The organism is Pseudomonas sp. TE3899 (genome assembly GCF_056279105.1).
In genome coordinates this window covers 3511835-3536276 of sequence record NZ_JBWBQR010000001.1, presented here as the reverse complement: position 1 = coordinate 3536276, position 24442 = coordinate 3511835, and the positions used below count along the sequence as shown (strand labels likewise).

The 24442-nt window shown below is 60.2% G+C and carries 23 protein-coding genes; 9 read left to right on the top strand and 14 right to left on the bottom strand.

The genetic code is table 11. The annotated features are described in order from the left end of the window. Nucleotides 1-72: 72 nt before the first annotated feature. The 4 genes from ACZ89E_RS16215 to pdxH all read left to right on the top strand — a co-directional run bounded on the left by ACZ89E_RS16215 (nucleotide 73) and on the right by pdxH (nucleotide 5918). Nucleotides 73-2568: a beta-agarase gene (locus tag ACZ89E_RS16215; RefSeq protein WP_476256048.1), complete on the top strand. Its 2496-nt coding sequence runs from the start codon at nucleotides 73-75 to the stop codon at nucleotides 2566-2568. A 294-nt stretch (nucleotides 2569-2862) separates the two neighbouring features. Next, a complete protein-coding gene (locus ACZ89E_RS16210; protein ID WP_149657298.1) occupies nucleotides 2863-4008 on the top strand; it encodes a serine hydrolase domain-containing protein in 1146 nt (381 codons plus the stop codon). A 112-nt stretch (nucleotides 4009-4120) separates the two neighbouring features. Beyond that, the gene (locus ACZ89E_RS16205; protein WP_463259598.1) at nucleotides 4121-5233 is read left to right on the top strand and encodes an OmpA family protein; all 1113 of its coding nucleotides are present in this window, start codon (nucleotides 4121-4123) and stop codon (nucleotides 5231-5233) included. Between the two features lie 37 nt (nucleotides 5234-5270). After that, nucleotides 5271-5918, top strand: coding sequence for a pyridoxamine 5'-phosphate oxidase (gene pdxH, locus ACZ89E_RS16200; RefSeq protein ID WP_054046956.1), 648 nt, complete (start codon nucleotides 5271-5273; stop codon nucleotides 5916-5918). A 5-nt stretch (nucleotides 5919-5923) separates the two neighbouring features. Here pdxH and ACZ89E_RS16195 read toward each other — a convergent pair whose 3' ends face one another. Beyond that, nucleotides 5924-6160 (bottom strand): hypothetical protein, encoded by a 237-nt coding sequence (locus ACZ89E_RS16195; RefSeq protein WP_149657296.1) that lies wholly within the window; start codon nucleotides 6158-6160, stop codon nucleotides 5924-5926. A gap of 167 nt (nucleotides 6161-6327) precedes the next feature. Here ACZ89E_RS16195 and ACZ89E_RS16190 point away from each other — a divergent pair, with 167 nt between their 5' ends. Continuing rightward, complete coding sequence (locus ACZ89E_RS16190; protein ID WP_149657295.1) at nucleotides 6328-6792, top strand: outer membrane lipoprotein; 465 nt, start codon at nucleotides 6328-6330, stop codon at nucleotides 6790-6792. Between the two features lie 72 nt (nucleotides 6793-6864). Here ACZ89E_RS16190 and ACZ89E_RS16185 read toward each other — a convergent pair whose 3' ends face one another. The 4 genes from ACZ89E_RS16185 to nhaA form a co-directional block, all read right to left on the bottom strand. Next, nucleotides 6865-7128: a pyocin S6 family toxin immunity protein gene (locus ACZ89E_RS16185; RefSeq protein ID WP_476256047.1), complete on the bottom strand. Its 264-nt coding sequence runs from the start codon at nucleotides 7126-7128 to the stop codon at nucleotides 6865-6867. Further along, the gene (locus ACZ89E_RS16180; protein ID WP_476256046.1) at nucleotides 7128-7379 is read right to left on the bottom strand and encodes a colicin E3-like toxin immunity protein; all 252 of its coding nucleotides are present in this window, start codon (nucleotides 7377-7379) and stop codon (nucleotides 7128-7130) included. Before ACZ89E_RS16180 ends, ACZ89E_RS16185 begins: the two co-directional genes overlap by 1 nt. Nucleotides 7380-7386: 7 nt before the next feature. Beyond that, nucleotides 7387-8598 (bottom strand): colicin E3/pyocin S6 family cytotoxin, encoded by a 1212-nt coding sequence (locus ACZ89E_RS16175; protein WP_476256045.1) that lies wholly within the window; start codon nucleotides 8596-8598, stop codon nucleotides 7387-7389. A 120-nt stretch (nucleotides 8599-8718) separates the two neighbouring features. Next, nucleotides 8719-9906, bottom strand: a complete 1188-nt coding sequence (nhaA, locus tag ACZ89E_RS16170; RefSeq protein WP_149657291.1) for a Na+/H+ antiporter NhaA — start codon at nucleotides 9904-9906, stop codon at nucleotides 8719-8721. Nucleotides 9907-10153: 247 nt separating this feature from the next. Here nhaA and ACZ89E_RS16165 point away from each other — a divergent pair, with 247 nt between their 5' ends. Then, on the top strand, nucleotides 10154-11251 hold the full coding sequence (locus tag ACZ89E_RS16165) for a PLP-dependent cysteine synthase family protein (protein ID WP_178129013.1): 1098 nt from the start codon (nucleotides 10154-10156) through the stop codon (nucleotides 11249-11251). A gap of 168 nt (nucleotides 11252-11419) precedes the next feature. Here the strand turns inward: ACZ89E_RS16165 and ACZ89E_RS16160 are convergent, their stop codons facing one another. The 3 genes from ACZ89E_RS16160 to ACZ89E_RS16150 all read right to left on the bottom strand — a co-directional run bounded on the left by ACZ89E_RS16160 (nucleotide 11420) and on the right by ACZ89E_RS16150 (nucleotide 14585). Next, nucleotides 11420-13033: an NAD(P)/FAD-dependent oxidoreductase gene (locus ACZ89E_RS16160; protein ID WP_476256044.1), complete on the bottom strand. Its 1614-nt coding sequence runs from the start codon at nucleotides 13031-13033 to the stop codon at nucleotides 11420-11422. Nucleotides 13034-13127: 94 nt separating this feature from the next. Further along, entirely contained in the window at nucleotides 13128-13781 is a 654-nt protein-coding gene (locus ACZ89E_RS16155; protein ID WP_149657288.1) for a COG3650 family protein, read from the bottom strand. A 204-nt stretch (nucleotides 13782-13985) separates the two neighbouring features. Beyond that, entirely contained in the window at nucleotides 13986-14585 is a 600-nt protein-coding gene (locus tag ACZ89E_RS16150) for a short chain dehydrogenase (protein ID WP_149657287.1), read from the bottom strand. A 105-nt stretch (nucleotides 14586-14690) separates the two neighbouring features. Between ACZ89E_RS16150 and ACZ89E_RS16145 the strand changes: the two genes are divergently transcribed. Then, a complete protein-coding gene (locus ACZ89E_RS16145) occupies nucleotides 14691-15599 on the top strand; it encodes a LysR family transcriptional regulator (RefSeq protein WP_149657286.1) in 909 nt (302 codons plus the stop codon). A gap of 78 nt (nucleotides 15600-15677) precedes the next feature. On the opposite strand, the gene ACZ89E_RS16140 is transcribed toward ACZ89E_RS16145, so the two are convergent. Beyond that, the gene (locus tag ACZ89E_RS16140) at nucleotides 15678-17906 is read right to left on the bottom strand and encodes an RCC1 domain-containing protein (protein WP_476256043.1); all 2229 of its coding nucleotides are present in this window, start codon (nucleotides 17904-17906) and stop codon (nucleotides 15678-15680) included. Nucleotides 17907-18214: 308 nt separating this feature from the next. On the opposite strand from ACZ89E_RS16140, the gene acpP reads away from it, so the two are divergent. Further along, the gene (acpP, locus tag ACZ89E_RS16135; RefSeq protein WP_476256042.1) at nucleotides 18215-18454 is read left to right on the top strand and encodes an acyl carrier protein; all 240 of its coding nucleotides are present in this window, start codon (nucleotides 18215-18217) and stop codon (nucleotides 18452-18454) included. 64 nt (nucleotides 18455-18518) lie between these two features. On the opposite strand, the gene ACZ89E_RS16130 is transcribed toward acpP, so the two are convergent. The 5 genes from ACZ89E_RS16130 to ACZ89E_RS16110 all read right to left on the bottom strand — a co-directional run bounded on the left by ACZ89E_RS16130 (nucleotide 18519) and on the right by ACZ89E_RS16110 (nucleotide 23521). After that, a complete protein-coding gene (locus tag ACZ89E_RS16130; RefSeq protein ID WP_059407957.1) occupies nucleotides 18519-19220 on the bottom strand; it encodes an ABC transporter ATP-binding protein in 702 nt (233 codons plus the stop codon). Then, nucleotides 19221-19988: a high-affinity branched-chain amino acid ABC transporter ATP-binding protein LivG gene (gene livG / locus ACZ89E_RS16125; RefSeq protein WP_149657283.1), complete on the bottom strand. Its 768-nt coding sequence runs from the start codon at nucleotides 19986-19988 to the stop codon at nucleotides 19221-19223. Then, nucleotides 19985-21241, bottom strand: coding sequence for a high-affinity branched-chain amino acid ABC transporter permease LivM (locus ACZ89E_RS16120; protein WP_149657282.1), 1257 nt, complete (start codon nucleotides 21239-21241; stop codon nucleotides 19985-19987). Before ACZ89E_RS16120 ends, livG begins: the two co-directional genes overlap by 4 nt. Then, nucleotides 21238-22161 (bottom strand): high-affinity branched-chain amino acid ABC transporter permease LivH, encoded by a 924-nt coding sequence (gene livH, locus ACZ89E_RS16115; RefSeq protein ID WP_149657281.1) that lies wholly within the window; start codon nucleotides 22159-22161, stop codon nucleotides 21238-21240. The genes ACZ89E_RS16120 and livH overlap by 4 nt, the downstream gene beginning before the upstream one ends. Nucleotides 22162-22393: 232 nt before the next feature. After that, complete coding sequence (locus tag ACZ89E_RS16110; RefSeq protein ID WP_149657280.1) at nucleotides 22394-23521, bottom strand: branched-chain amino acid ABC transporter substrate-binding protein; 1128 nt, start codon at nucleotides 23519-23521, stop codon at nucleotides 22394-22396. A 339-nt stretch (nucleotides 23522-23860) separates the two neighbouring features. On the opposite strand from ACZ89E_RS16110, the gene ACZ89E_RS16105 reads away from it, so the two are divergent. Beyond that, nucleotides 23861-24166 (top strand): DUF2288 domain-containing protein, encoded by a 306-nt coding sequence (locus tag ACZ89E_RS16105; protein WP_123405996.1) that lies wholly within the window; start codon nucleotides 23861-23863, stop codon nucleotides 24164-24166. Nucleotides 24167-24442: the final 276 nt, after the last annotated feature.

Sequence of the window (24442 nt, the reverse complement as noted above, 5' to 3'; positions counted from 1 at the left end):
ACGGCGTTGTCTATCTCTCTGTCATCGCTTTTCCATTGGCCATTGTGGGTCGTTAGGGAGAATTTCGTTCTCATGATTCGTCGTTCGTTGCCTGCTGTATTTGCCCTGTTGTTCGCAACGCCGTTGCTGGCCGCCCCTGCGGGCCAGCAGACGCTGTTCAACTTTGTGCGCCCCGCCGATGTGGTCACGGTGGCGACCCAGGACGCCAGCCTGCCGCAATCCAACGCCGAGCAAACGGCCGAAGGCGAAGTGCTGCGCCGGGTGACTTTTAATCCGACGGCCCAGCCGACCTTGCGTCTGACCCCGCAAACCGGCGCCTGGGACTGGTCGCAGTCGGGCGTCATGACCTTGCGGGTCCAGAGCGCCATGGACTGGGCCGTGACCCTTTACGTGAAAATCCAGAGCAACGACGGCAAGACTCTGATCAGCCGCGTCGACCTGCCGGCCGGCCCGGCGCAAACCCTGCTGGTGCCTTTGGTCGCCAGTTCGCCATTGAGCCAGGGCATGAAGGCCGGCCCGCCGATGCCGATGACCGTCGACGGTCAGCGCGTGTTGCTGTCCAGCAGCAGCGGTGAGCTGGATCGCAGCCAGGTGGTGTCGGTGAGTTTGTCGATGGACCAGCCGAAAGTCGCCCAAAGTATCCTGCTGGAGCGCTTTGGCGTGCAGGCCGGCGAGGACGTGAGCAAAGCGGTTTACGGCAGCCTTGTCGATGCTTACGGTCAATCGACCCGGGCCAAATGGCCGGAAAAAGTCAGCAGCGACGAGCAACTGAAATCCGCCGCCGCCAAAGAACAGCAACAACTGAAAACCTGGCTGGCCGAGCGCCAGAAGTCGTCCCTGGACAAATTCGGCGGCTGGAACAAAGGCCCGGCCTTCAAGGCCAGCGGCTTTTTCCGCACCGAAAAGCGTGACGGTCGCTGGTATCTGGTGACGCCGGAAGGGCATCCGTTCTATTCCCTGGGCGTGAACACCGTGGCGCCGGACGTCGATCAAACCTACGTCGCCGGTCGCGAGTGGATGTTCGAAAACCTGCCCAAACCCGACGAACCGCTGGCCAGCCACTTTGGCGAAGGCGACAACCGGGGCGGCAACGGCGCCGATCAGGGCCGGGCCTTCAATAACGGGCGCTGGTACGACTTTTACGGCGCCAACCTGCAACGCCTCTACGGCCAGCCGTGCGCGGTGACCAGCGAAGCGAAGGCGGGCGTCGCCGAAGCCGCCAAAGCTGATGCGGTGGCGCAGACCGCGGAAAAAGCCGCTGAGCAACCTGTCGCACCGACCTCCGCCGAATCCGGTATCGCCGAAGCCGCGAAGACCGGCGCCACCGAAGCCACCATCGCCAAAGCCGTCGAACCCTGCAAAGCGGTGGTGGATGAACAACGCTGGACCACGCACACCCTTGATCGCCTGCAAGCCTGGGGCTTCAACACCGTCGGCAACTGGAGCGCCCCGACGCTGGCCAACGCGGACCGCGTGCCGTACACCTTGCCGCTGTCGATCGTCGGCGATTACGCCAGCATCAGCACCGGCAAGGACTGGTGGGGCGGCATGCCCGACCCGTTCGACCCGCGTTTCGCCATGGCCACCGAGCGCGCCGTGGCCATCGCCGCCCGGGATCACCGCGACGATCCGTGGCTGATCGGCTACTTCGCCGACAACGAACTGGCCTGGGCCGGTCCCGGCGACGACCCGAAAGCTCGATACGCATTGGCTTATGGCACGCTGAAAATGACCACCGACGTGCCGGCCAAACGCGCGTTCCTCAAGCAATTGCGCGACAAGTACCGCAACCAGGCGGGCCTGTCGAAAGCCTGGGGCATTGACCTGCCGGCGTGGGAATTGATGGAAGATCCGGGCTTCGAAGCGCCGTTGCCGAGCGCCGATCACCCGGAAATCGAAGCTGACTTCAAATACTTCCAGAAGGTCTTCGCCGACACTTACTTCAAGACCATTTCCGATTCGCTGAAATGGCACGCGCCGAACCAGTTGTTGCTGGGCGGCCGTTTCGCCATCAGCACCCCGGAAGCGGTCGAGTCCTGCGCGCAGTATTGCGATGTGTTGAGCTTCAACATGTACACCCTGCAACCCCAGGACGGTTACGACTTTGCCAAGTTGCGCAGCCTGGATAAACCGGTGCTGATCACCGAATTCAACTTCGGCTCGGCGGATCGCGGCCCGTTCTGGGGCGGCGTGACCCAACTGGCGAAAGAAGAAGACCGTGGTCCGGCTTACGCCAACTTCCTCAAACAGGCGATGAGTGAACCGTCGATTGTCGGCGTGCATTGGTTCCAGTACCTCGATCAACCGGTGACCGGGCGTCTGCTGGATGGGGAGAACGGGCACTTCGGCCTGGTGGGGATTACCGATCTGCCGTTCCAGGGCTTTGTCGACAGCGTGCGCAAAAGCAATTTGCAGACCGTTGATCAACTGGGCAAAGAGGCCGAGAAGGCCAAGGCTGAGGCGGATAAAGCCAGTCACGAAGCCGAGGGCGGCCGCAAAGGTGACGCCGGTAAAGGCCCGGGGCAGGGCGCCGGGCATGCGGGTGGGCATTCGGGCAATGGTCATTAATAGTTGAGACCCCTGTGGCGAGGGGGCTTGCCCCCGTTCGGCTGCGAAGCAGTCGTAAACCAATGCATGCGGTGTATCTGATACACCTCGGTTGCAGGTTTTGGGGCCGCTTCGCAGCCCAACGGGGGCAAGCCCCCTCGCCACAGGTGCTGTGTTTTCCCTTAAATATCGACACGTGTTTTCTGAACAAATCTATAGGCGGCTACACCGCCCAGCCCGCCCTTGTTCCCAAAACCCTTCGGGGCTGGAACAATGCGGACCACTTTGTAGAGCGTTTATCCGGGGGAGTTGCGTTTGCAGATTCAGGGTCATTACGAGCTTAAGTTCGAAGCGGTGCGCGAAGCCTTCGCTGCACTGTTCGACGATCCCCAGGAACGTGGCGCGGCGTTGTGCATCCAGGTCGGCGGTGAAACCGTTCTCGACCTCTGGGCCGGTACCGCCGACAAGGATGGCCTTGAGGCCTGGCACAGCGATACCATCGCCAACCTGTTCTCCTGCACCAAGACCTTCACCGCCGTCACCGCGCTGCAACTGGTGGCCGAAGGCAAACTGCAACTCGACGCCCCGGTGGCCCGCTACTGGCCCGAATTTGCCGCCGCCGGCAAAGCATCCGTGACCCTGCGCCAATTGCTCTGCCACCAGGCCGGCCTGCCGGCCCTGCGCGAGTTGCTGGCGCCCGAAGCCTTGTATGACTGGCAAACCATGGTCGACGCGCTGGCCGCCGAAGAACCTTGGTGGACACCGGGCCAAGGCCACGGCTACGCGGCGATCACCTACGGCTGGCTGGTGGGCGAATTGCTGCGCCGTGTCGACGGTCGTGGCCCCGGCGAATCCATCGTCGCCCGGGTCGCCAAGCCGTTGGGCCTGGACTTCCATGTCGGCCTGGCGGATGAAGAATTCCACCGCGTGGCGCACATCGCCCGGGGCAAGGGCAACGTCGGCGATGCCGCGGCCCAGCGCCTGCTGCAAGTCACGATGCGCGAACCGACGGCCATGACCACCCGGGCCTTTACCAACCCGCCGTCGATCATGACCAGCACCAACAAACCGGAATGGCGGCGCATGCAGCAACCTGCCGCCAACGGCCACGGCAATGCCCGCAGCCTGGCCGGGTTCTACGCCGGCCTGCTGGACGGCAGCCTGCTGGAAAGCGAAATGCTCGACGAGCTGACCCGCGAACACAGCCTCGGCGACGACAAGACTTTACTGACCCGGACCCGTTTCGGCCTGGGTTGCATGCTCGATCAACCGGACGTGCCCAACGCGACCTACGGCCTTGGCCCACGGGCGTTCGGTCATCCGGGCGCAGGCGGCTCCATCGGTTTTGCTGACCCAGAGCACGATGTGGCCTTCGGCTTTGTGACAAATACCTTGGGACCGTACGTCTTGATGGATCCACGCGCGCAGAAGCTCGTACGGGTACTTGCCACTTGTCTGTAAAGCTCTGCTGAAATTTCCTACACAGGAACCTCGTAACCTTTTTCGATTCAAAGCGTCTGTTTATGCGGTCCGATTGGGGCCTGTGTTTATTACTTCATTTTGTGGATATCCAATGTCATCCAATAAAACTCTCGCTTTGGCACTGTGCTTCGCCATCACCGGTTGCGCGCAAACTCCGCAAAATGACGCCGACGGCGCCAGCCACTGGTGGCAGTTCGGTTCTTCCGACAAAGTCGCCGCCAAAGCGCCGGCCCCCGCCGCCGATCCACTGAAAGCGGCGATCACCGCGCCGGTGGTCAAGGCTGAAAGCAGCAGCCATTGGTACTGGCCGTTTGGTTCTGATGACAGCGCCGACAAGCCTGTGGCCAAGGCCGACGTGAAACCTGAAGCCAAACCTGCCGACGTCGCCAAAGCTGACGCCGAGGCGAGTGGCAAGTGGTGGTGGCCGTTCGGTGGCAAAGATCAAAGCACCGCCAAAGCCGTGCCGATGCCCGATCCGAAGGTGACCCAGGCCTGGCTCGACGATTACGAACCGCGCTTGCGTGAAGCGATCAAGGACAGCAACCTGCAACTCGAACGCCGGGACAACGTGCTGGTGGTAACGGCGCCCGTGGACGGCTCGTTCAACCCGGATCGCCCGGCCATGTTGCTACCGATCACCCTTGGCCCGTTCAGCCGCGTCGCGAAAATCCTTGAAGTCGATCCGAAGACCGCTGTGCTGGTCCTCGGTCACAGCGATACCTCCGGCGCAGCGCCGGCCAACGTCAAATTGAGTCAGGAACGTGCGCAGGCTGTGGCCGCGATCTTCCGTCTCAGCGGTTTGCAGCGCGATCGCCTGATGCTTCGCGGCATGGGCGGCGAAGCGCCGCGCGCGGCCAACGACAGCAATGAAGGCCGCGCCTTGAACCGTCGCGTGGAACTGCTGGTGACCCCGCAAAACACCATGGTGGCGTTGCTGAGCAAGTACAACATGCCAGCGCCGGCACCGGTCAGGATGGTGGCCGCCCAGGACGTCAAGCCTGTGGCCAAACCGGTGACTCCGGCGCCAGCGGCCAAGAAAGCCGCCGTACCGGCCGCGAAAAAGGCTCCAGCGAAAAAAGCCGCTGCCAAGGCTCCGGCCAAGAAAGCACCCGCCAAGGCCGCGACCCCGGCGAAAAAGCCTGCGTCGGCCAAGGCCGCTGCTGACTCGAAGAAAACCGTCGCCGCGGATGCTGCGAAGAACTGATCGTTGAGAACTGTTCGTTAACCAGAAGGAATGTGCCATGACCCAGGCCCTGGCTGATATGCGTCGCGATTACACCCGTGACGGCCTGACCGAGGCGCAAGCCCCGGCCGAGCCGTTCGCGCTGTTTCATCAGTGGTTCGCCGACGCGGTGAAAACCGAACAGGTGCCGGTCGAGGCCAATGCAATGACCCTGGCCACCGTCGATCTGGACGGTCGGCCCCATTGCCGCATTCTGCTACTCAAGGGCCTGGATGCTCAGGGCTTCACATTCTTCACCAACTACGACAGCGCCAAGGGTCAGCACCTGGCAGTGAACCCGTTCGCCGCCATGACGTTTTTCTGGCCGACCCTGGAGCGCCAGGTGCGCATCGAAGGGCGGGTGGTGAAGGTTTCGCCTGAAGAGTCCGACGCTTACTTTCAGGTGCGTCCCCTGGGCAGCCGTCTAGGTGCCTGGGCTTCGCCTCAGAGCCGGGTGATTGCCGATCGTGGTGAACTGGAAGAGTTGCTCAAGATCACCGAGCAGCGCTTCAGCGATACCCAGCCACACTGCCCGGAGCACTGGGGCGGTTACCGCTTGCTCCCCGAGCGCATCGAGTTCTGGCAAGGCCGTCCGAGCCGCCTGCACGATCGCCTCAACTACCGCCTGCAAGGCGCCGACTGGATTCTTGAACGTCTGGCACCCTAGGCAGTCTACCGACCGGGATAGCCTGCCGCCGCGGCCTCAAGCCACTGCGGCAGGTCCCGACGCTTGATCTTCTGCGCCTGAGCGTTCGCCAGTTGCTGGAGCATGAAGGCTTTCTTCTGCTCGTCTTTGCCAGCCAGGGCTAACGCCAGATCGCGGTCCATCCAGCGTTTGATCCGGACGTACAACCACCCATGGAAGTACAGACCGGCCACAGTCGTGACGACAATGATGAAGTAATCCATGAAAATTCCTTGGGTCAACGGCGCAGTTTTTGTGATTTGACGCTACTGTGTTGGGAGTTCCGAGGCGCCTGTACCGGGCCTGAATGAAACCAATTTTATCCGGGCGACGCCGTGACACGCGTCAAGCCGCGGAGTTTAATGATTACCTGTCCTTTGGAGTTGATGCTATGCGTAAGTCTGTTCTGCTGGTTGCTTCCTTTTCCACGATGGCGATGTTGCTCACCGGCTGCCAGTCCAGCCTGACCGGTGACTCCTATTCCCGTGACGAAGCGCGTCGTGTGCAGACGATTCGCATGGGCACCATCGAATCCCTGCGCCCGGTGAAAATCGAAGGCACCAAAACCCCAATCGGCGGCATCGCCGGTGCAGCCGTGGGCGGTGTCGGCGGCAGCGCCATCGGCGGCGGTCGCGGCAGTATCGTTGCCGCCGTCATCGGTGCCGTTGCGGGTGGTTTGATTGGTTCGGCCACTGAAGAAGGCCTGACACGTGCTCAGGGCGTTGAAATTACCGTGCGCGAAGACGACGGCAGCATGCGTGCCTATGTGCAGCAGGTTCAGGAGAATGAAGTGTTCCGTGTGGGTGAGCGGGTGCGGATTTCTACTGTTGGCGGGACTAGTCGCGTTTCGCATTAAGCGGAAGCGGGTTACAACATGAAAAGCCCGATCAGGTGACTGGTCGGGTTTCTTTTTGTCTGTGGTTTCCGTTTAGCTTTTATTCGTTAGGCGTTGGCAAAGTCCTAGGTAATAAACCAGATCGTTTCTGAACGTACTACCAACGATTGCCATAATCGCAAGAGCTTGAGCATGGGATAACTCGTGCTCGCCTTCAGGTATATCCCACAAAGCCGACCAGCCCATTGTCTTAAGCACCGCTCCTTCCAGAGTTTGCGGCACATCCTTTTCGTACTGTATTGAATCGTCTGTATTGGATTCAACGAAGAATCCAGAGAGTGAAATAAAGATGTTCATCAGGTCTTCCTATACCTAAACGATATTTGGTAATCGAAGGTGACTGGTTCAATTCTGTGAGTAAAAAAAGGCTGAAGTTTCTGAATCCAGTTGGCTTCTACATCGAATCCACCGTCATAAATATTGCCGGCATCCATCAAGCCTAACGCATCAATTATTGAGCCATCGTCGCCTAAATCTGCGGAGTATTCTTTCCCTTCCGCGATTTCTGTTTTTTTATCGTACCAATCCAAAATGACTTTCAAGCCCATACAATCCTCATAAGTACTTTTTAATGCTTCGTTTCTTCTTGGGTGCGTCTATTTGCTCACCCGTGGTGTGATCGAATGAGCCTAGATGACTGCCATCGCTAGCAAGGTATGCCTCTAACTCACCGTGCAGCGAGTCCCATTCGTAAATCGTCCGTCCTTTAGCATCCATCCACCGAGACCTGAGCCCACCGCCCCTTTGTTTGGGCGTTTTCTTTTTAACCTCCTTCAATCCTGAAAAGCCTGTGATCTCATCTGTGTCAGGTGGGGAGTGATAGTCGTGATCGGGGCTTGGAAGCTTTCTTCCCGATACGTTAACCACGATGTAAACCGGCCTAACCCCCGACCCCACCGGAAACACAAGAATGAAATCCTTGTACTCAGGCGGATAAACCGGGTTCACGATGATGCTGTCCGCCGCTTTCGTCGGTGGATAAACCCAGATATGCGGGGCTTGTGGCGCGGCTTCCAGAGCGGGAATACCGAGGATGTCGGAACCGTCCACCGCCGGGGTCCAGATCAACTCAACGCCGTCCCCGAGATCAGCCACTTGCCTGTTATCGCGCAAATCGAATTGCGCGACATCTACCATTTCCCAATCGCGGTTCTTGCCGGTGTAGAAGGCGTAACCCTTGAGACTGCCATCAGCCTGTTGCTCGATTCTCAACCGAACACGGGTGCGCGCTTGCTTGAGTGCGCGCAATTGTTCTTCGGTGTAGAGCGCGCTATCGCCCAGGCTCGGCGTCCAGAACAGCGCGGCCAAACCGGCCAACGCGGTAGCACCCGCCACACCGATTGCCGGTATGGCCGGAAAGCGTAACGCGAGTCGCCCGATGTCGAGCGGCTGTGTGTTACCGCTGATCGTCTCCAGGTTCAGCAGCCCGGCATCATCCACCTCGCGAGCACCCAGCCAGGCGATTTCCCCGTAGTCCTTGAGGCTGTCGGTGGGCACCATGCCCGAAGGGTTGGCGTAATCGATGATGGCGTCCGGCAGCTTGCAGGACTTGGCGAAGACGCAGCCCGCGCGAGGGGTTTCATCTTTAGGGGAAGAGGGCGCAAGACTGCGTTCGAAGGCGTCTTGCCGGGCAAGCATGGCGTCGTAGGCGTTCTGTCGGGCGTCCCGCTCAGCCAGTTCGGTGGCGGTCATGAAGCGGTGGGTGACGCGATGCCCGTCACCTGACGGCGGGTTTTTAACCCGTGGGATGTCCTTGTTGCCAGCCACTGATCGTCCTTTCATTCGTCCATCGGCAGCCCCTATAAAGGGGCTGTGCGACGTTAACGAATGCGGCTAATCGTGGCTGTAGGACGAGTCTCTGAAGTAACTAGGAGTGTTCTCTGTTTCTCAGGATTGCAGCACAGCACGCTTGCGACTCGCCAGCGCCGTCACCGCATAACCAATCAACGCGGCCAGAATCGAACCGGTCAAGATCCCCATCCGGTCCATCCCGGCGTAGTCGCTGGCGCCCGGCACAAACGCGAGGGAACCGACAAACAGGCTCATGGTGAAACCGATGCCGCAGAGGATTGCCACGCCCAGCACCTGGCCCCAATTGGCGCCTTGGGGCAGGGCGGCGATGCCGATTTTCACGGCTAGCCAGGTCAGGCCGAACACGCCCAGGGTCTTGCCCAGCAGCAGGCCGATGGCGATGCCCATCGGCACGTGGTGGGTGAAGCTTTCCAGGGTCACGCCGCTCAGGGACAGGCCGGCATTGGCGAAGGCGAACAGCGGCAAAATGCCGTAGGCCACCCACGGGTGCAGGGCGTGTTCCAGGGTCATCAGCGGCGAAGGTTCGGCATTTTTCGTGCGCAGCGGAATGCAGAACGCCAGGGTCACGCCGGCCAGTGTCGCGTGGACACCGCTCTTGAGTACGCAGACCCAGAGGATCAAACCGATGATCATGTAGGGCCCGAGCTTGACCACGCCGAGCCGGTTCATGGCAATCAACGCGACGATGCACGCCCCGGCCAGGGCCAGAGACAACGTCGACAAGGTGCCGGAGTAGAAAATCGCGATGACAATAATGGCACCGAGGTCGTCGATGATCGCCAGGGTCATCAGGAACAGCTTCAGCGACACCGGTACGCGTTTGCCGAGCAAGGCCAGCACGCCGAGGGCGAAGGCGATGTCGGTGGCCATCGGGATCGCCCAGCCACCCAGCGCCGACGGATCGTCCCGGTTGATGAACCAGTAGATCAGCGCCGGCACCACCATGCCGCCAATCGCCGCCGCGCCGGGCAGGACGATTTGCGAGGGTTTCGACAGCTGGCCGTCGAGGACTTCGCGCTTCACTTCCAGGCCGATCAGCAGGAAGAACATCGCCATCAGGCCGTCGTTGATCCACAGCAGCAGGGGCTTGGCGATTTTCAGCGCGCCGATCTGGGCCACCACGGGGGTGTCCAGCAAGCCGTTATAGAGCCACGACAGTGACGAATTGTTGATGATCAGAGCCAGGGCTGCGGCGGCGATCAATAAAAGACCGCTGGCCGCTTCCAACTGAAAGAAACGCGTGAACGTGCTACGCAGAGGCAAGGTCGCTCTCCATCGATGAATTCAAAAGGTGGCACACCCTAACCCGTACCGTTAGTTGTTAAAACAAAAGTTATATTCTTTTTTGTTATATGCCGTTACGAAGCAAGCGGGCGCAAGGCCCAACGAGCACTGAGCCTAGCAGTTGCCGGACGTATTGGACCTCAGCTGTATCTGTGCGTGATGTAGGTTTTTTCCTAAGCTTGGGGGCTGAGCCTTGCAACAAGGCCGCCCTTACAACGAGATCATCATCATGAGCGACACCCGACAGTGGGCCCGCGAAGCCATCCGGATCATCGAAGCCGACTTCCAGCGCAGCGCCGACACCCACCTGATCCCCTTGCCGCTGCCGGGTCTGCCGGGCATCGAGTTGTACTTCAAGGATGAGTCCAGCCACCCCACCGGCAGCCTGAAACATCGTCTGGCCCGTTCGCTGTTCCTCTATGCGTTGTGTAACGGCTGGCTCAAGCCCGGCGCGCCGGTGATCGAGGCGTCCAGCGGTTCGACGGCGATTTCCGAGGCGTACTTCGCCCGTTTACTGGGCTTGCCGTTTATTGCGGTGATGCCGGCGACCACTTCCAAAGAGAAAATCGCGCAAATCGCGTTCTACGGCGGCAAGAGCCACCTGGTGGATGATCCGACCCAGATCTACGCCGAGTCCGAGCGCCTGGCCCGGGAACACGATGGTCACTTTATCGACCAGTTCACCTACGCCGAGCGCGCCACCGACTGGCGGGCGAACAACAACATCGCTGAATCGATCTTCCAGCAGATGCGCTTCGAACAGCACCCGGAGCCGAGCTGGCTGATCTCCAGCCCCGGCACCGGCGGCACCACCGCGACCCTCGGCCGTTACGTGCGTTATCGCCAGCATTGCACCCGCGTACTGTGTGCCGATGCCGAGCGTTCGGTGTTTTTCGATTACTACCAGACCGGCGATGCCAGTCTGCGCCTGGATTGCGGTTCGCGGATTGAAGGGATTGGCCGGCCACGGGTGGAAGCGTCGTTCCTGCCCAAGGTGATCGATGCGATGGTCAAGGTGCCGGATGCGCTGTCGCTGGCAGCCATGCATTACCTGGCGCAACGCTTGGGCCGGCGCGTGGGCGGATCGAGCGGGACCAACCTGATCGGCGCCTTGATCGCGGCGCAGCAGATGGTGGCGGCGGGGGAGTCGGGGTCGATCGTGGCGATTTTGTGCGACGGCGGCGAACGCTATGCCACCACCTATTACGACCAGGATTGGCTCAAGGGCCAGGGGTATGCGTTGAGTGGCTTGATCGATGCGGTGGCGGCGAGTGTCGAGCGCGGCGAACCGCTGCCGGCCACCGTGCTGCGCGCCAATATCTGACGTGACGATCGTTCCCATGCTCTGTGTGGGAACGATCGTCAACACTGCCCCTGTAGGAGCGAGGCTTGCCCGCGAAGAACGATAACGCGGTCTTTCAGATAGACCGGGGTGCATTCTTCGCGGGCAAGCCTCGCTCCTACAGGGCGGTGTTGTTTTCAGGTTTCGGGGTCAGGCTTCGAGGCCGAGAATGTCGCGAGCAACCGCTTCGGCAATCCGAATCCCATCGACACCCGCTGACAGAATCCCGCCCGCATAACCCGCGCCTTCACCGGCCGGGAACAAGCCTTTGACGTTCAAGCTCTGCATCGATTCGTTACGGGTAATCCGCAACGGCGACGAGGTCCGCGTTTCGATCCCGGTCAACACCGCGTCGTGCAGCGAGTAGCCCCGAATCTGCTTCTCGAACGCCGGCAAGGCTTCGCGAATCGCTTCGATGGCAAACGCCGGCAAGGCCAGGGCCAAATCACCGAAAGAAACACCCGGCTTATAGGACGGTTCGACGCTGCCCACCTCGGTGGACGGCTTGCCCGCGATAAAGTCGCCGACCAGTTGCGCCGGCGCTTCGTAGTTGCTGCCGCCGAGCACAAAGGCGTGGGATTCCAGGCGTTCCTGCAACTCGATACCGGCCAGCGGTCCGCCCGGGTAATCGACTTCCGGGGTGATGCCGACGACGATCCCGGAGTTGGCATTGCGCTCGTTACGCGAGTACTGGCTCATGCCGTTAGTGACCACGCGCCCCGGCTCGGAGGTCGCCGCCACCACGGTGCCGCCCGGGCACATGCAGAAGCTGTAGACCGAACGGCCGTTCTTGGCGTGGTGCACCAGTTTGTAGTCGGCGGCGCCGAGTTTCGGGTGGCCGGCGTATTTGCCCAGGCGCGCGCGGTCGATCAGCGACTGCGGGTGTTCGATGCGGAACCCCACCGAAAACGGCTTGGCTTCCATGAACACGCCGCGGCCGTGGAGCATGCGGAAGGTGTCGCGGGCGCTGTGGCCGAGGGCCAGGATCACGTGTTTGGAATGGATCTGCTCGCCGCCGTTCAACTCGACGCCGACCAGTTGCCCGTCTTCGATCAACACGTCAGTGACCCGCTGCTGGAAGCGCACTTCGCCGCCCAGCGCACGAATCTGCTCGCGCATGTTTTCCACCACGCCGGTCAGACGGAACGTACCGATGTGCGGTTTGCTGACGTAGAGGATTTCTTCTGGCGCGCCGGCCTTCACGAACTCATGCAGGACCTTGCGGCCGATGAATTTCGGGTCCTTGATCTGGCTGTAGAGCTTGCCGTCGGAGAACGTCCCCGCGCCGCCTTCACCGAACTGCACGTTGGATTCGGGGTTGAGCACGCTTTTGCGCCACAGGCCCCAGGTGTCCTTGGTGCGCTGGCGCACTTCGGTACCGCGTTCGAGGATGATCGGCTTGAAGCCCATTTGCGCCAGCAGCAACCCGGCGAAGATCCCGCACGGGCCGAAACCGACGACGATTGGGCGCTGGGCCAGATCGGCCGGCGCATGGCCTACCACTTTGTAGCTGACATCCGGCGCGACGTTGACGTTACGGTCATCGGCGAACGTGTGCAGCAACGCCGCCTCATTCTTGGCGGTGAGGTCGATGGTGTAGATGAAGCACAGTTCGGAGGATTTTTTGCGCGCATCGTAGCTGCGCTTGAACAAGGTGAAGTCGAGCAGGTCATCACTGGCGATGCCCAGGCGCTGCACGATGGCAGGGCGCAGGTCTTCTTCGGGATGGTCGATCGGCAACTTGAGTTCGGTGATTCGTAACATGACGGGATCCGTTTCGCGGGGCGCACAACTGCGCCAAGGCGTTTGAAGGCGGCGATTATAAGCCCCAAACGCCGGCCCCGTGAGGCAAAAACGATCAGTCGTTACGCGAGCCGCCGAAATACCCGCAGCCGCGTTGCACCTGGCCGTCGATCCGCAGTTCGGCGCTCATGTGCTGGATGCTGCCGGTGCTGCTGTCGACGCAACGATTGGGCGCGACCCACAGTTCGATGTGCTTGCCGTTGGCTTCGCTGCTGAGGTTGAAGCGACCGTCGCCCAGTTGCTCTTCAACATAGGGCACCGCCAAGGGCGGTTCGCCGGCGCGATCAATCGCCATGCCTTTGCCGCTGACCTTGACGTTCCACTGCGGCCCATGACCGGCGGCCCGCAGAATCAACAGTTTGAAATTGGGATCGTCGCACGCCGTGCCCGAGCGCTCGACGCGGTACAACTGCGCAAGATCGAGGCGGCTGCCATCGATGCGGCCACGCACATCGGCGAACAATTTGCCCTGATCATCGGCCAGGCTCGCGGCTTCTTGCAGGACGCTGGTGCCGCCAGTGTCGTTGACCTCCAGGCTGCGCTGTTCATTGCACGGCTGGAACATCAGCTTGCCGTCCGCCGCGGTCAATTGCCCCTGCATGCGGGTCTGGCCGACATGGGAGGCGCTCTGCCGCGGGCCATCGAACAACTGGCACGCGGCGAATAACGGAAGCAGGGCAACGAGGACAAGGGAACGGGCAACACGCATCTTTGGTTCTCCAGACAAGTGCCGCCACGTTACGCAGCCTGACCGTTCATCACAACCCCGCCTTGTGACGATCCGTGTAGGAGCAAGGCTTGCCCGCGATGGCGTCCTCAAACACACCACCTGTAGGAGCAAAGCTTGCTCGCGATAGCGATCTCCAGGACGCCATCGCGGGCAAGCTTTGCTCCTACACGGATCGCGCCGCTCTTAACCTACGTGAAAGGTCTGACCGGTCTGCAGGCCTTCCACACTTTTGGCGTAGGCCAACGCCACATCCGCTGCAGGAACCGGCTTGTAGCCGCGGAAGTACGGTGCGTAGCTGCCCATGGCTTCCAGCAGCACGGTCGGGCTGATCGAGTTCACGCGCAGACCGCGGGGCAGTTCAATAGCGGCCGCACGGACGAAGCTGTCCAGCGCGCCGTTGACCAACGCAGCCGAGGCGCCGCTGCGAATCGGATCGTGGCTGAGCACGCCGGTGGTGAAGGTAAACGAGGCGCCGTCATTGGCGAATTCACGACCGATCAGCAGCAGGTTGACCTGGCCCATCAGCTTGTCTTTGAGGCCCAGGGCAAAACTGTCCGAGGTCATTTCGTCCAGCGGGGCGAAGGTCACGTTACCGGCGGCACAGACCAGCGCATCGAACTTGCCGGTTTGTTCGAACAGCATGCGGATCGAGGCGCTGTCGCTGATATCCACATGGAAATCGCCGCTGTTACGGCCAATGCGGATGACTTCATGACGTTGCGACAACTCTTTGTCGACCGCCGAACCGATGGTGCCGCCTGCGCCTATCAAAAGAATCTTCATCGTGCCGTTCCTCGAATGAGTAAAAAGAGAGCTCAGTCTAGAGTGGATTTTCCTGTTGATAAGCGCGCTAATAGGCAACCTTTGGTTTTCTAATGGAAACAATCCATGAGCGAAATGGATGACCTGGCGGCGTTCGCCGTGTTGATCGAAGCCGGGAGTTTTACCCTGGCCGCCCAGCAATTGGGTTGCAGCAAGGGCCAACTGTCCAAACGCATCAGCCTGCTGGAGACGCGGTTTTCCGTGGTCCTGCTGCAACGCACCACCCGCCGCCTGAGTCTGACGGCAGCAGGCGCGGCGCTATTGCCGCAAGCCCAGGCGCTTGTCGTCCAGGTGGAGAAAGCGCGTCAGGCCCTGGCGCGGTTGAAGGACGACATGGCCGGCCCGGTGCGGATGACGGTGCCGGTCTCGCTGGGGGAAACCTTCTTCGACGGCTTGCTTCTGGAGTTTTCCGGCAAGTACCCCGAGGTGCAGATCGAGCTGGACCTGAGCAACAGCTATCGCGATCTGTCCCGCGACGGCTTTGACTTGGCGGTGCGCTCCGAGGTGGGCAATGACGAACGTCTGGTGGCCCGTCCGTTGCTGGCCTGGCATGAAATGACCTGCGCCAGCCCGGCCTACCTTGAGCAATACGGCGAACCGTCGACACCGCAAGCACTCGTCGAACACCGGTGCCTGCTCAACAGCCACTACAGCGGCCGCGAAGAATGGCTCTATCACCAGCAACACGAGCTGTTGCGGGTGCGCGTCTCGGGGCCGTTCGCCAGCAACCATTACAGCTTGCTGAAGAAAGCCGCGTTGGCCGGTGCCGGTATTGCGCGATTGCCGTCGTACCTGTTGCAAGCGGAATTGGCTGACGGCCGATTGCGCTGGCTCCTGCGGGATTATCAGACCCGTCGTATGCCGATGTACCTGGTGCATCCGTATCAGGGCGGTTTGCCCAAGCGCACCCAAGTGTTGGCGGATTATCTGATGAGCTGGTTCAAGCGCAGCGGCGAGGCACTGGATCGGCTATAGCCGCCAGTGCCTGCCGTGATCCTGTCGTCTGTAAGCCTGGCCATCCTGGGTTGAGCTCAGGCTCCCAGGCGGAGGCTGTCAGGTTTGCTCGGTCCCGGCTTCGACTATCGCGTTACTTGCCACCCCTTGTGATACCGGTGCCAGGTAGGACACTTCTCTGAAAAACTCGTCCCGCACGGGCTCGCTGTTTCCGCCCGAGCCCGCGAGCCCCCATGTGACGACTCGATCGTCAGCGGTCAACGCGACGAACGCCTCGGCATTGGCATAAATCGCCCTCACATCGACCAATTGTCTGGCCACCAGTGCGTTATTGCCTCCCCACGCTGCATTGCCCCACGTCACCACGCTGCCGTCGGCACACAGGGCCGCAAACGCGCCGTTGGTGGCGGCGAGTTGCACAATGTTGCGAAGTGCGGAGATCGCCGGTGGCACGCTGCCGCCCTGAGCCGGGTCACCCCATGCCACGACTTGTTGGTTGTCCAGCAGCGCCACAAAGGCGTAACCCGCCCCCACGATATCAACGATATTGGAAAGATTGAGGATGGCGGCCGGCGGGTTGCCACCCCAGCCTGTTCTGCCCCAGGCCACCACCTGGCCGGTAGCTCTAAGGGCCGCAAATGCATAGCCGCAGCTCGAAATCCTGACGATATCTGTGAGCCTGGTTATCTCGGCGGGCGCAGTACCGCCTGAGCCTGCGAGCCCCCAGGTCACTACCGTGCGATCAAGGGTCAGCGCGGCAAACGCATCGTGGTTGTTGATCACTTCGGTGATAGTGGTGAGCCCTGCAATATCGGCGGGGACGCTGCCACCGTAGGCCGGGTTTCCCCAGGCTGAAACACCGCCGGTGGAGCGCAATGCGGCAAATGCAGAACCGGAGCAGGCAATATCACGAATGTCTTTGAGCCTGCTGATATCGGCGGGAACGACGGCGCCATAATCCTTGGCCCCCCAGGCAAGCACTGAGCCATCGTTACGCAGCAGCGCAAACGCCTGGCCCCCACTGAACAGTTTGTTCACATCGCGCAGGCTGGCTACTTCGGTGGGAAGTGCGCCGCCGACCGCGGGATCGCCCCATGCCCTCACGGAACCGTCATCGAGCAATACGGCAAATGCCCTGGAGGACCAGGCTACATCTTTGATGGTGCCAAGGGGGATGGGGGCCGGCGGCAAATGGCCGCCATTCGACGAGACTCCCCACGCGATCATGTCGCCCCTGTCGCGCAACGCCACGAACGCAGAGTGAGGGGTACCGGGCGCAGTGAGGTCGCACAGGCCATTACCATAGAAATTGGCTGGATTGAGCCTGAACTGCCGGGCCCCATGCCTTACGAGCAACGGGCGTCTGGGCTGAGTGTCATCGAAGCGCGCACCCACCGTTTCCACGGCGTCGCCCTCGTAGCGCCAACGCGCCCTGAGCAGGCCTCCGGTCTGGGCATCGAGAGCCGTCACATAACGTGAGCTACCTTTATTCATCCAATAAGACACTGAGGCAACGCGGGCGCCCATGACCAGTAACTGGCCGTCCACCGGATCGACCTCGGCAAGGATTTTCTTCGACCAGCGCCGGCGGTCGGTGGTGTTCAACAATGTGTCGGTGACGGTGTAGTTGATTGAAAGTGTCGAGGGTTTTTGCAGGTTGAGGTACATCTCCATTGTCAGCAGAACGGTATAGGGCTGACCCTCTTGACCGGGCTGCACCGTGTAATAGAACGGTACATTGTTGATTTCCAGTTTGATTCTGTCGTACGCCCGACAGAACGGGTATTGGAGTGTCAACGGCACGCCATTGGTCAACTCCTCGTAACCGATCAGCGCTGGATCGCCCAGTTCCGCCGGCAAACGAATATTCAGCGCCGGATGATCACCCGTCCCGGGCACCTCGTTACCGCCAGGCAGGTTACGGTGGTATTGCACCCCCAGCTCCTGCGAGTCATCGAAGTTGCTGCTGCCACGTTGGTAGCGCAACCGGATGATGTTCAGGCCCTCGTTGAGCTCTGCCTGAGGAAGGTCTAGCTCGACAGGATCATTCTGGGCACTCGGCGGGATCACCCAGGAACCTATTTGCTCGCCATTGACGAACAGTCTGAGGCTCTCATAAGGCGGCGGCGGAATCGGGTCGGCAATCAGCAATGCCGCGTTTTGCCGGGTGGCGTCCAGCGTCACAATCCTGTCGAACGCAGCCTGCCGAAGACCGACATAGGGGATTCCCGGCTGCGGGGAAGGATAGGGAATGATCGGCTCTGTACCGTTTGGAACTCGCGGAGGATAAATAGTGAGCACTTCGGAATCGGATTCATCGGTGGCCATGGACGTGACTCCGTCAATCATTGGATAGGGAGTCTCCAGTGAATACTCGTACCGGCAGTGTGGCTACTGTCAGAACTAACAGGTAGAGAGGGGCATTCGACCGACGGTCAGCTATCGGGCATTGCTGCAGGGTGCTCGACCCCATGTAAGACAGAAGTGTTCGGAATAAACAGAGGTCGCTTATCGTTATTTGTTATCCAGACCTGTTATTTCTGACAGTAGAAAACTGCCTGTGCGGGCAATACAGTGATGTCGGGCGAAAACGTCAGGTTGGAGTGCGGATCATCGGCTGAACAGGGAGTCAGAAAATGGAAAGCGTGGAAGAGCGTGTAAAAGAAATTACGCGTGAGTTGCTGGGGATAGCACCGGAAGATCTCAAAAATGACTCCAGTTTTGTTAAAGACCTGGGGGCTGATTCCCTGGACGCCGTTGAACTGGTCTTGGAATTTGAAGAGGAATTCGACATAGAAATTCCGGATGAAGAGGCCGAAAAAATGACAACCGTCCAGGACGTAATCGACTACATAAACCATCAGTTGATCCTGTAGCTGCTACAAGTTCCAGCGCACAAAAAAAACGGCCCGAAGGCCGTTTTTTGTTTACCGCAAAACCTCAACCACCCAAGTACGCTTCGCGCACTTTCGGATCAGTCAGCAGTGCCTCACCCGTGCCTTGCATCACCACCCGGCCGTTCTCCAGAACGTACGCGCGGTCAGCGATTTTCAGCGCCTGGTTGGCGTTCTGCTCGACCAGGAACACCGTCACACCGTCCTTGCGCAGCTGTTCGATGATGTCGAAGATCTGCTGGATGATGATCGGCGCCAGGCCCAGGGAAGGCTCGTCGAGCAGCAACAGCTTGGGCTTGCTCATCAGCGCGCGGCCGATGGCGAGCATTTGTTGTTCGCCGCCGGACATGGTGCCGCCGCGTTGGGCAAAACGCTCTTTCAGGCGTGGGAAAAGTCCGAGAACCTTGTCCATCTGTTCCTGATAGTCGCCCTTGTCGGTGAAGAAGCCGCCCATGGCGAGGTTTTCTTCCACGGTCAGTCGGGCAAACACCCGACGGCCTTCCGGCACCACGGCAATGCTCTTGCGCATGATCTGCGCCGAGGTCTGCCCCACGAGTTCTTCACCCATGTATTTGATGCTGCCGCTGTGGGCCTGCGGCGAACCGCACAGCGTCATCAGCAGGGTGGATTTGCCGGCGCCGTTGGCCCCGATCAGGGTGACGATTTCGCCCTGGCGGATTTCCACGTTGACGCTGTGCAGGGCCTGGATCTTGCCGTAGAAGGTGGAAACGTTTTCGAATTGCAGCATTTACGCTTCCCCCAGGTAGGCTTTGATCACTTCAGGATTGTCGCGGATCTGTTCCGGCGTGCCGTCGGCCAGGGGCGTGCCCTGGTTGATCACGACGATGTGGTCGGAAATGCTCATGACCAGTTTCATGTCGTGTTCGATCAGCAGCACGGTCACATCATGCTCGTTGCGGAGCACGCTGATCAGCGCCTTGAGGTCTTCGGTTTCCTTCGGGTTCAGGCCAGCGGCCGGTTCGTCGAGCATGAGGATCCGCGGGCGGGTCATCATGCAGCGTGCGATTTCCAGGCGACGTTGCTGACCGTAGGCCAGGGTGCCGGCCGGACGGTTGGCGAAGGCCGTGAGGTTGACCTTGTCCAGCCAGTACTCGGCGAACTCCATGGCCTCGCGTTCGCTCTTGCGGAATGCCGGGGTCTTGAACAGGCCTGCCAGGAAGTTGGTGTTCAGGTGACGGTGCTGGGCGATCAAGAGGTTCTCGACCGCGGTCATGTCCTTGAACAACCGCACGTTCTGGAAGGTACGCACCACGCCTTTGCGGGCGATCTCGTGGCCGGGCAGGCCTTCAATGGCCTGGCCGTCGAGCAGGATGCTGCCGCCGCTCGGCTTGTAGAAACCGGTCAGGCAGTTAAACACCGTGGTCTTGCCGGCGCCGTTAGGGCCGATCAGCGCCACGACCTGTTTTTCGTACACGGTCAGGGCCACGCCGTTGACCGCCAGCAAGCCACCGAAGCGCATGCTCAGATTTTCGACTTTAAGGATCTCGCGGCTCATTTGCGCAGCTCCATGTGAGGACGTTGCATGGGCAGCAGGCCTTGAGGACGCCAGATCATCATCAGCACCATCAAGGCGCCGAACATCAACATGCGGTATTCACTGAACTCACGCATCATTTCCGGCAACAGGATCATCACCGTGGCCGCCAGTACGACGCCCAGTTGCGAGCCCATGCCGCCCAGCACCACGATGGCGAGGATGGTCGCCGACTCGATGAAAGTGAAGGACTCCGGGGTCACCAGGCCTTGGCGCGCGGCGAAGAAGCTGCCGGCGAAACCGGCGAAGCAGGCACCCAGGGTGAACGCGGACAGCTTGATGATGGTCGGGTTCAGGCCCAACGCACGGCAGGCGATTTCGTCTTCACGCAACGCTTCCCAGGCACGGCCCAGGGGCATTCGCAGCAAGCGGTTGATCACGAACAACGCGAACAGGGCGAGCAACAGTGCGATCAGGTAAAGGAAGATCACCTTGTTGATCGAGTTGTATTCCAGGCCGAAATACTCGTGGAACGTCTGCATGCCTTCCGCCGCTTTACGCTCGAAGGTCAGGCCGAAGAACGTGGGCTTTTCGATGTTACTGATGCCGTTCGGGCCGCCGGTAATGTCGGTCAGGTTACGCAGGAACAGACGGATGATTTCACCGAAGCCCAGGGTCACGATCGCCAGGTAGTCACCCCGCAGGCGCAAGACCGGGAAGCCGAGCAGGAAACCGAACGTCGCCGCCATCAGGCCGGCAATCGGCAGGCAGATCCAGAAGCTCAGACCGTAGTAGTGCGACAGCAGCGCATAACTGTAGGCGCCGACGGCGTAGAAGCCGACGTAACCCAGGTCGAGCAGGCCGGCCAGGCCGACCACGATGTTCAGGCCCAGGCCGAGCATCACGTAGATCAGCACCAGCGTCGCGATGTCCACCGCGCCACGAGAGCCGAAGAACGGCCACACCAGGGCACCAATGATCAACGCAATGATGATCCAGCGCTGGGTGGTTGGCAGGGTCAGGAAGCTGCTGGCCTTGGCCGGCATCACCGGCATGTTCGGCGAGGATTTCCACGCCGCGCTGATCTGCTGGTCGAACAGCACCCGCAGGAACATCAGCACCGAACACACGGCGATGGTGATCAGGGTGCTGGTGCTGGTGCCATGCACTTCGAGGTTGATGCCGACGATAGTCAGCTTCAGACCGAGTACCGGGTAGGCCACGGCCCACACCAGCAAGGCGCTGAACAACGCCTGTTTAAGATTCCTAGTCATACTTTTTCAACCTCCGGACGGCCCAACAGGCCGGTAGGCCGGAACAACAACACCAGAACCAATAGGCCGAACGCCACAACGTCCTTGTACTGGTCGCCGAAGATATCGGCACCGAAGGCTTCCGCCACCCCGAGCACAATCCCGCCGAGCATGGCTCCGGGGATGCTGCCGATACCGCCCAGTACCGCGGCGGTGAAGGCCTTGAGGCCGACGAGGAAACCGGCGTTGGGGTTGATCACGCCGTATTGCATGCTCAGCAGCACGGCTGCGACGGCCGCCAGCGCAGCACCGATGACGAAGGTCAGGGCGATGATGTTGTTGGTGTTGATACCCAGCAGGTTGGCCATCTTGATGTCTTCGGCACAGGCACGGCAGGCGCGACCCAGGCGAGAGCGGGAGATGAACAGCGTCAGGCCGAGCATGGCGACGAAGGTCACCACGAACACCACGATTTGCATGTAGGAAATCAGCACTTCATGTGCGCCACCTGGCCCGATGGTGAAGTTGCCGGGGATCAGGTTGGGGATGGATTTGTCCTTGGAATCTTGCGCCAGCAGAACCGTGTTCTGCAGGAAAATCGACATGCCGATGGCGGAAATCAGCGGAATCAGACGGTTGCTGCCGCGCAAGGGGCGGTAGGCGATCCGTTCGATGCTGTAGCCGTAGGCACTGGTCACGACGATGGTCGCCAGGAAAGCGGCGGTCATCAACAGCGGCACACTGTCGAGTCCCATCATGGACAGGCCCGCGATGGCGATGAACGCCACGTAGGAACCAATCATGTACACCTCGCCGTGGGCGAAGTTGATCATTCCAATGATGCCGTAAACCATCGTATAGCCGATGGCGATCAGGGCATACGTGCTGCCAATGGTCAGACCATTAACCAGCTGTTGGAAAAAGTGATAGATGTCAGGCATTACAGCGCTCCTAAAAACCTGATACGCATTTCACTGGTGGAGTCATTTTCCCGCTCGAGCCCCGTGGATCTGCATCCACTTCGAATTCGAGGTTTGCCAGCGAACCGCTGATGACGGTTTTGAGATTTTCAGGTGGGGAGACTGGCGGATCACGCCAGCGCGGCCCTATACGTTCGTAAAACAAAGCCCACGGCACGCCGTGGGCTTTATTGGCAGTCAGTCAGGCAACGCCTTACTGAGGCGAAACTTCAGTTTTAGGTTTGCCGAAGTGCCACTCGTAAACCACGAATTTGAAGTCTTTCAAGTCGCCCTTGGCGTCGAAGCTCAGGTCGCCAGTCGGGGTCTTGAAGGTGCCAGCGTGGATGGCCGCGGCCACTTTGGCAGAGTCTTCGCTCTTGGCGGCAGTGATACCACCGGCGATGACTTCAACAGCCGAGTAGGCCGGGAACACGAACGGACCGCTCGGATCTTCTTTCTTGGCTTTGAACGCGTCAGCCAGGGCGACGTTGGCCGGATCCTGGTCGAAGGATTTCGGCAGGGTCACCAACAGGCCTTCGGAAGCGTCTTTGGCGATCTGCGAAATGGAGTCGTTACCCACGCCTTCCGGGCCCATGAACTTGGCTTTCAGGCCTTTTTCCGATGCTTGACGCAGGATCAGACCCAGCTCCGGGTGGTAGCCGCCGTAGTAGACGAAGTCGACGTTGGCTTGCTTGAGCTTGGCGATGATCGAGGAGAAGTCCTTGTCGCCGGCGTTGATGCCTTCGAACACGGCAACTTTTACGTTCTTGCCTTCGAGGGTTTTCTTCACGGCGGTGGCGATGCCTTCACCGTATTGCTGCTTGTCGTGCAGTACAGCAACGATTTTCGGTTTGACGTGATCGGCGATGTAGTTACCGGCGGCAGGGCCCTGGGCGCTGTCGAGGCCGATGGTACGGAAGATCATTTTGTAACCACGGGCGGTGATGTCCGGGCTGGTGGCAGCCGGGGTGATCATGATCACGCCTTCGTCTTCGTAAATGTCCGAAGCGGGTTGAGTGGAGCTGGAGCACAGGTGACCGACCACGAACTTGACGCCGTCGTTGACGACTTTGTTCGCTACAGCAACCGCTTGTTTCGGATCACAGGCATCGTCGTATTCAACGGCTTCGAGCTTCTTGCCGTCGACGCCGCCCTTGGCGTTGATCTGTTCAATGGCCATTTTGGCGCCACTGAACTGCATGTCGCCGTATTGGGCTACCGGGCCGGTCTTGGGGCCGGCGATACCGATCTTGATGGTGTCAGCTGCGAACGAATGGCTGGCAACCCCGGCCAGAACCATAGCGGCAAACAGTTTGGAAATCTGCTTAGTAGCCTTAGTCATAGTGCTCCACTCTTACTGTTGTAGTTTTTATAGTCCTGGCGCCGTAGCAGCAGAACCGGGTCAGATATCTTGGATATCCTCCGGAAAATGCCCCCGGCAACTGTACCGGTACAGTGTAGAGCGCCGATTGTTAGCCTGGGAAGGCAGCGCCGGGGGGCAAAACCTGAGGGTGTCGCTTTTTTGAAAGAAAAATACAGAATTGCGGCGGGGGTTCAGGCTGTATTCACAGCAATCCTTGGCTTTCCTGCGCTTTTCATTCGATGACTCATTTGCATCCGGGTTTTTCTGCCGGACCACCGACGTTATCATTCGCGTCGATTTCTTTTCCGGACAGGACCCATGACTCAAGAACCTAGCACCCTCTATGCCAAGCTGCTTGGTGAGACCGCATCTATTACCTGGAAGGAACTGGAACCTTTCTTCGCCAAGGGTGCCCTATTGTGGGTCGACCCAAGCCTGGATTTGATCGCGGCCGCCGAGGCCGTGGCCACGGACGAAGGCGAGAAAGTGGCTGCCTGGCTGGCCGCCGACAGCCTCGCCAAGCTCTCTGAAACGCGGGCGCTGGATCTTTTCGAGCGCGATCCCGAGCTGTGGGCCGTGGTGGTTTCGCCTTGGATTCTGATCCAGGAAAGGGCGACGAGCTGATAGCCGGCACCAAAAGAGTGCGCGGCTTGGCCGGGTGAAAGTGTGTAGGTGAGTAGCGTGATGGCATGTTGCCGTAGAGAAAGGCCACAGAAGGGTCTTGGCGAGGGTGACGTAAACGTAACGGGAACAGTTTAGTGAGCAGCCTGAGGGCTGCTTAATTGTTTCTGAATGTTGGGATATGCGCAGGTTTGAGGCCGCCATCGCGAGCAAGCTTTGCTCCTACAGGTTTGGTGGCGTGTGATCGTTCCCACCCGCAGCAAAGGAATGCAGCCCGGG

Coding starts and splice junctions, on each gene's coding strand:
- acpP (WP_476256042.1), top strand. CDS start 18,215: ATGGAAAGCGTGGAAGAGCGTGTAAAAGAAATTACGCGTGAGTTGCTG.
- livG (WP_149657283.1), bottom strand. CDS start 19,988: ATGAGCCGCGAGATCCTTAAAGTCGAAAATCTGAGCATGCGCTTCGGT.
- ACZ89E_RS16110 (WP_149657280.1), bottom strand. CDS start 23,521: ATGACTAAGGCTACTAAGCAGATTTCCAAACTGTTTGCCGCTATGGTT.
- ACZ89E_RS16185 (WP_476256047.1), bottom strand. CDS start 7,128: ATGAACATCTTTATTTCACTCTCTGGATTCTTCGTTGAATCCAATACA.
- ACZ89E_RS16180 (WP_476256046.1), bottom strand. CDS start 7,379: ATGGGCTTGAAAGTCATTTTGGATTGGTACGATAAAAAAACAGAAATC.
- ACZ89E_RS16215 (WP_476256048.1), top strand. CDS start 73: ATGATTCGTCGTTCGTTGCCTGCTGTATTTGCCCTGTTGTTCGCAACG.
- ACZ89E_RS16205 (WP_463259598.1), top strand. CDS start 4,121: ATGTCATCCAATAAAACTCTCGCTTTGGCACTGTGCTTCGCCATCACC.
- ACZ89E_RS16160 (WP_476256044.1), bottom strand. CDS start 13,033: ATGTTACGAATCACCGAACTCAAGTTGCCGATCGACCATCCCGAAGAA.
- pdxH (WP_054046956.1), top strand. CDS start 5,271: ATGACCCAGGCCCTGGCTGATATGCGTCGCGATTACACCCGTGACGGC.
- ACZ89E_RS16130 (WP_059407957.1), bottom strand. CDS start 19,220: ATGCTGCAATTCGAAAACGTTTCCACCTTCTACGGCAAGATCCAGGCC.
- ACZ89E_RS16145 (WP_149657286.1), top strand. CDS start 14,691: ATGAGCGAAATGGATGACCTGGCGGCGTTCGCCGTGTTGATCGAAGCC.
- ACZ89E_RS16120 (WP_149657282.1), bottom strand. CDS start 21,241: ATGACTAGGAATCTTAAACAGGCGTTGTTCAGCGCCTTGCTGGTGTGG.
- ACZ89E_RS16140 (WP_476256043.1), bottom strand. CDS start 17,906: ATGGCCACCGATGAATCCGATTCCGAAGTGCTCACTATTTATCCTCCG.
- ACZ89E_RS16150 (WP_149657287.1), bottom strand. CDS start 14,585: ATGAAGATTCTTTTGATAGGCGCAGGCGGCACCATCGGTTCGGCGGTC.
- ACZ89E_RS16105 (WP_123405996.1), top strand. CDS start 23,861: ATGACTCAAGAACCTAGCACCCTCTATGCCAAGCTGCTTGGTGAGACC.
- livH (WP_149657281.1), bottom strand. CDS start 22,161: ATGCCTGACATCTATCACTTTTTCCAACAGCTGGTTAATGGTCTGACC.
- ACZ89E_RS16155 (WP_149657288.1), bottom strand. CDS start 13,781: ATGCGTGTTGCCCGTTCCCTTGTCCTCGTTGCCCTGCTTCCGTTATTC.
- ACZ89E_RS16190 (WP_149657295.1), top strand. CDS start 6,328: ATGCGTAAGTCTGTTCTGCTGGTTGCTTCCTTTTCCACGATGGCGATG.
- ACZ89E_RS16195 (WP_149657296.1), bottom strand. CDS start 6,160: ATGGATTACTTCATCATTGTCGTCACGACTGTGGCCGGTCTGTACTTC.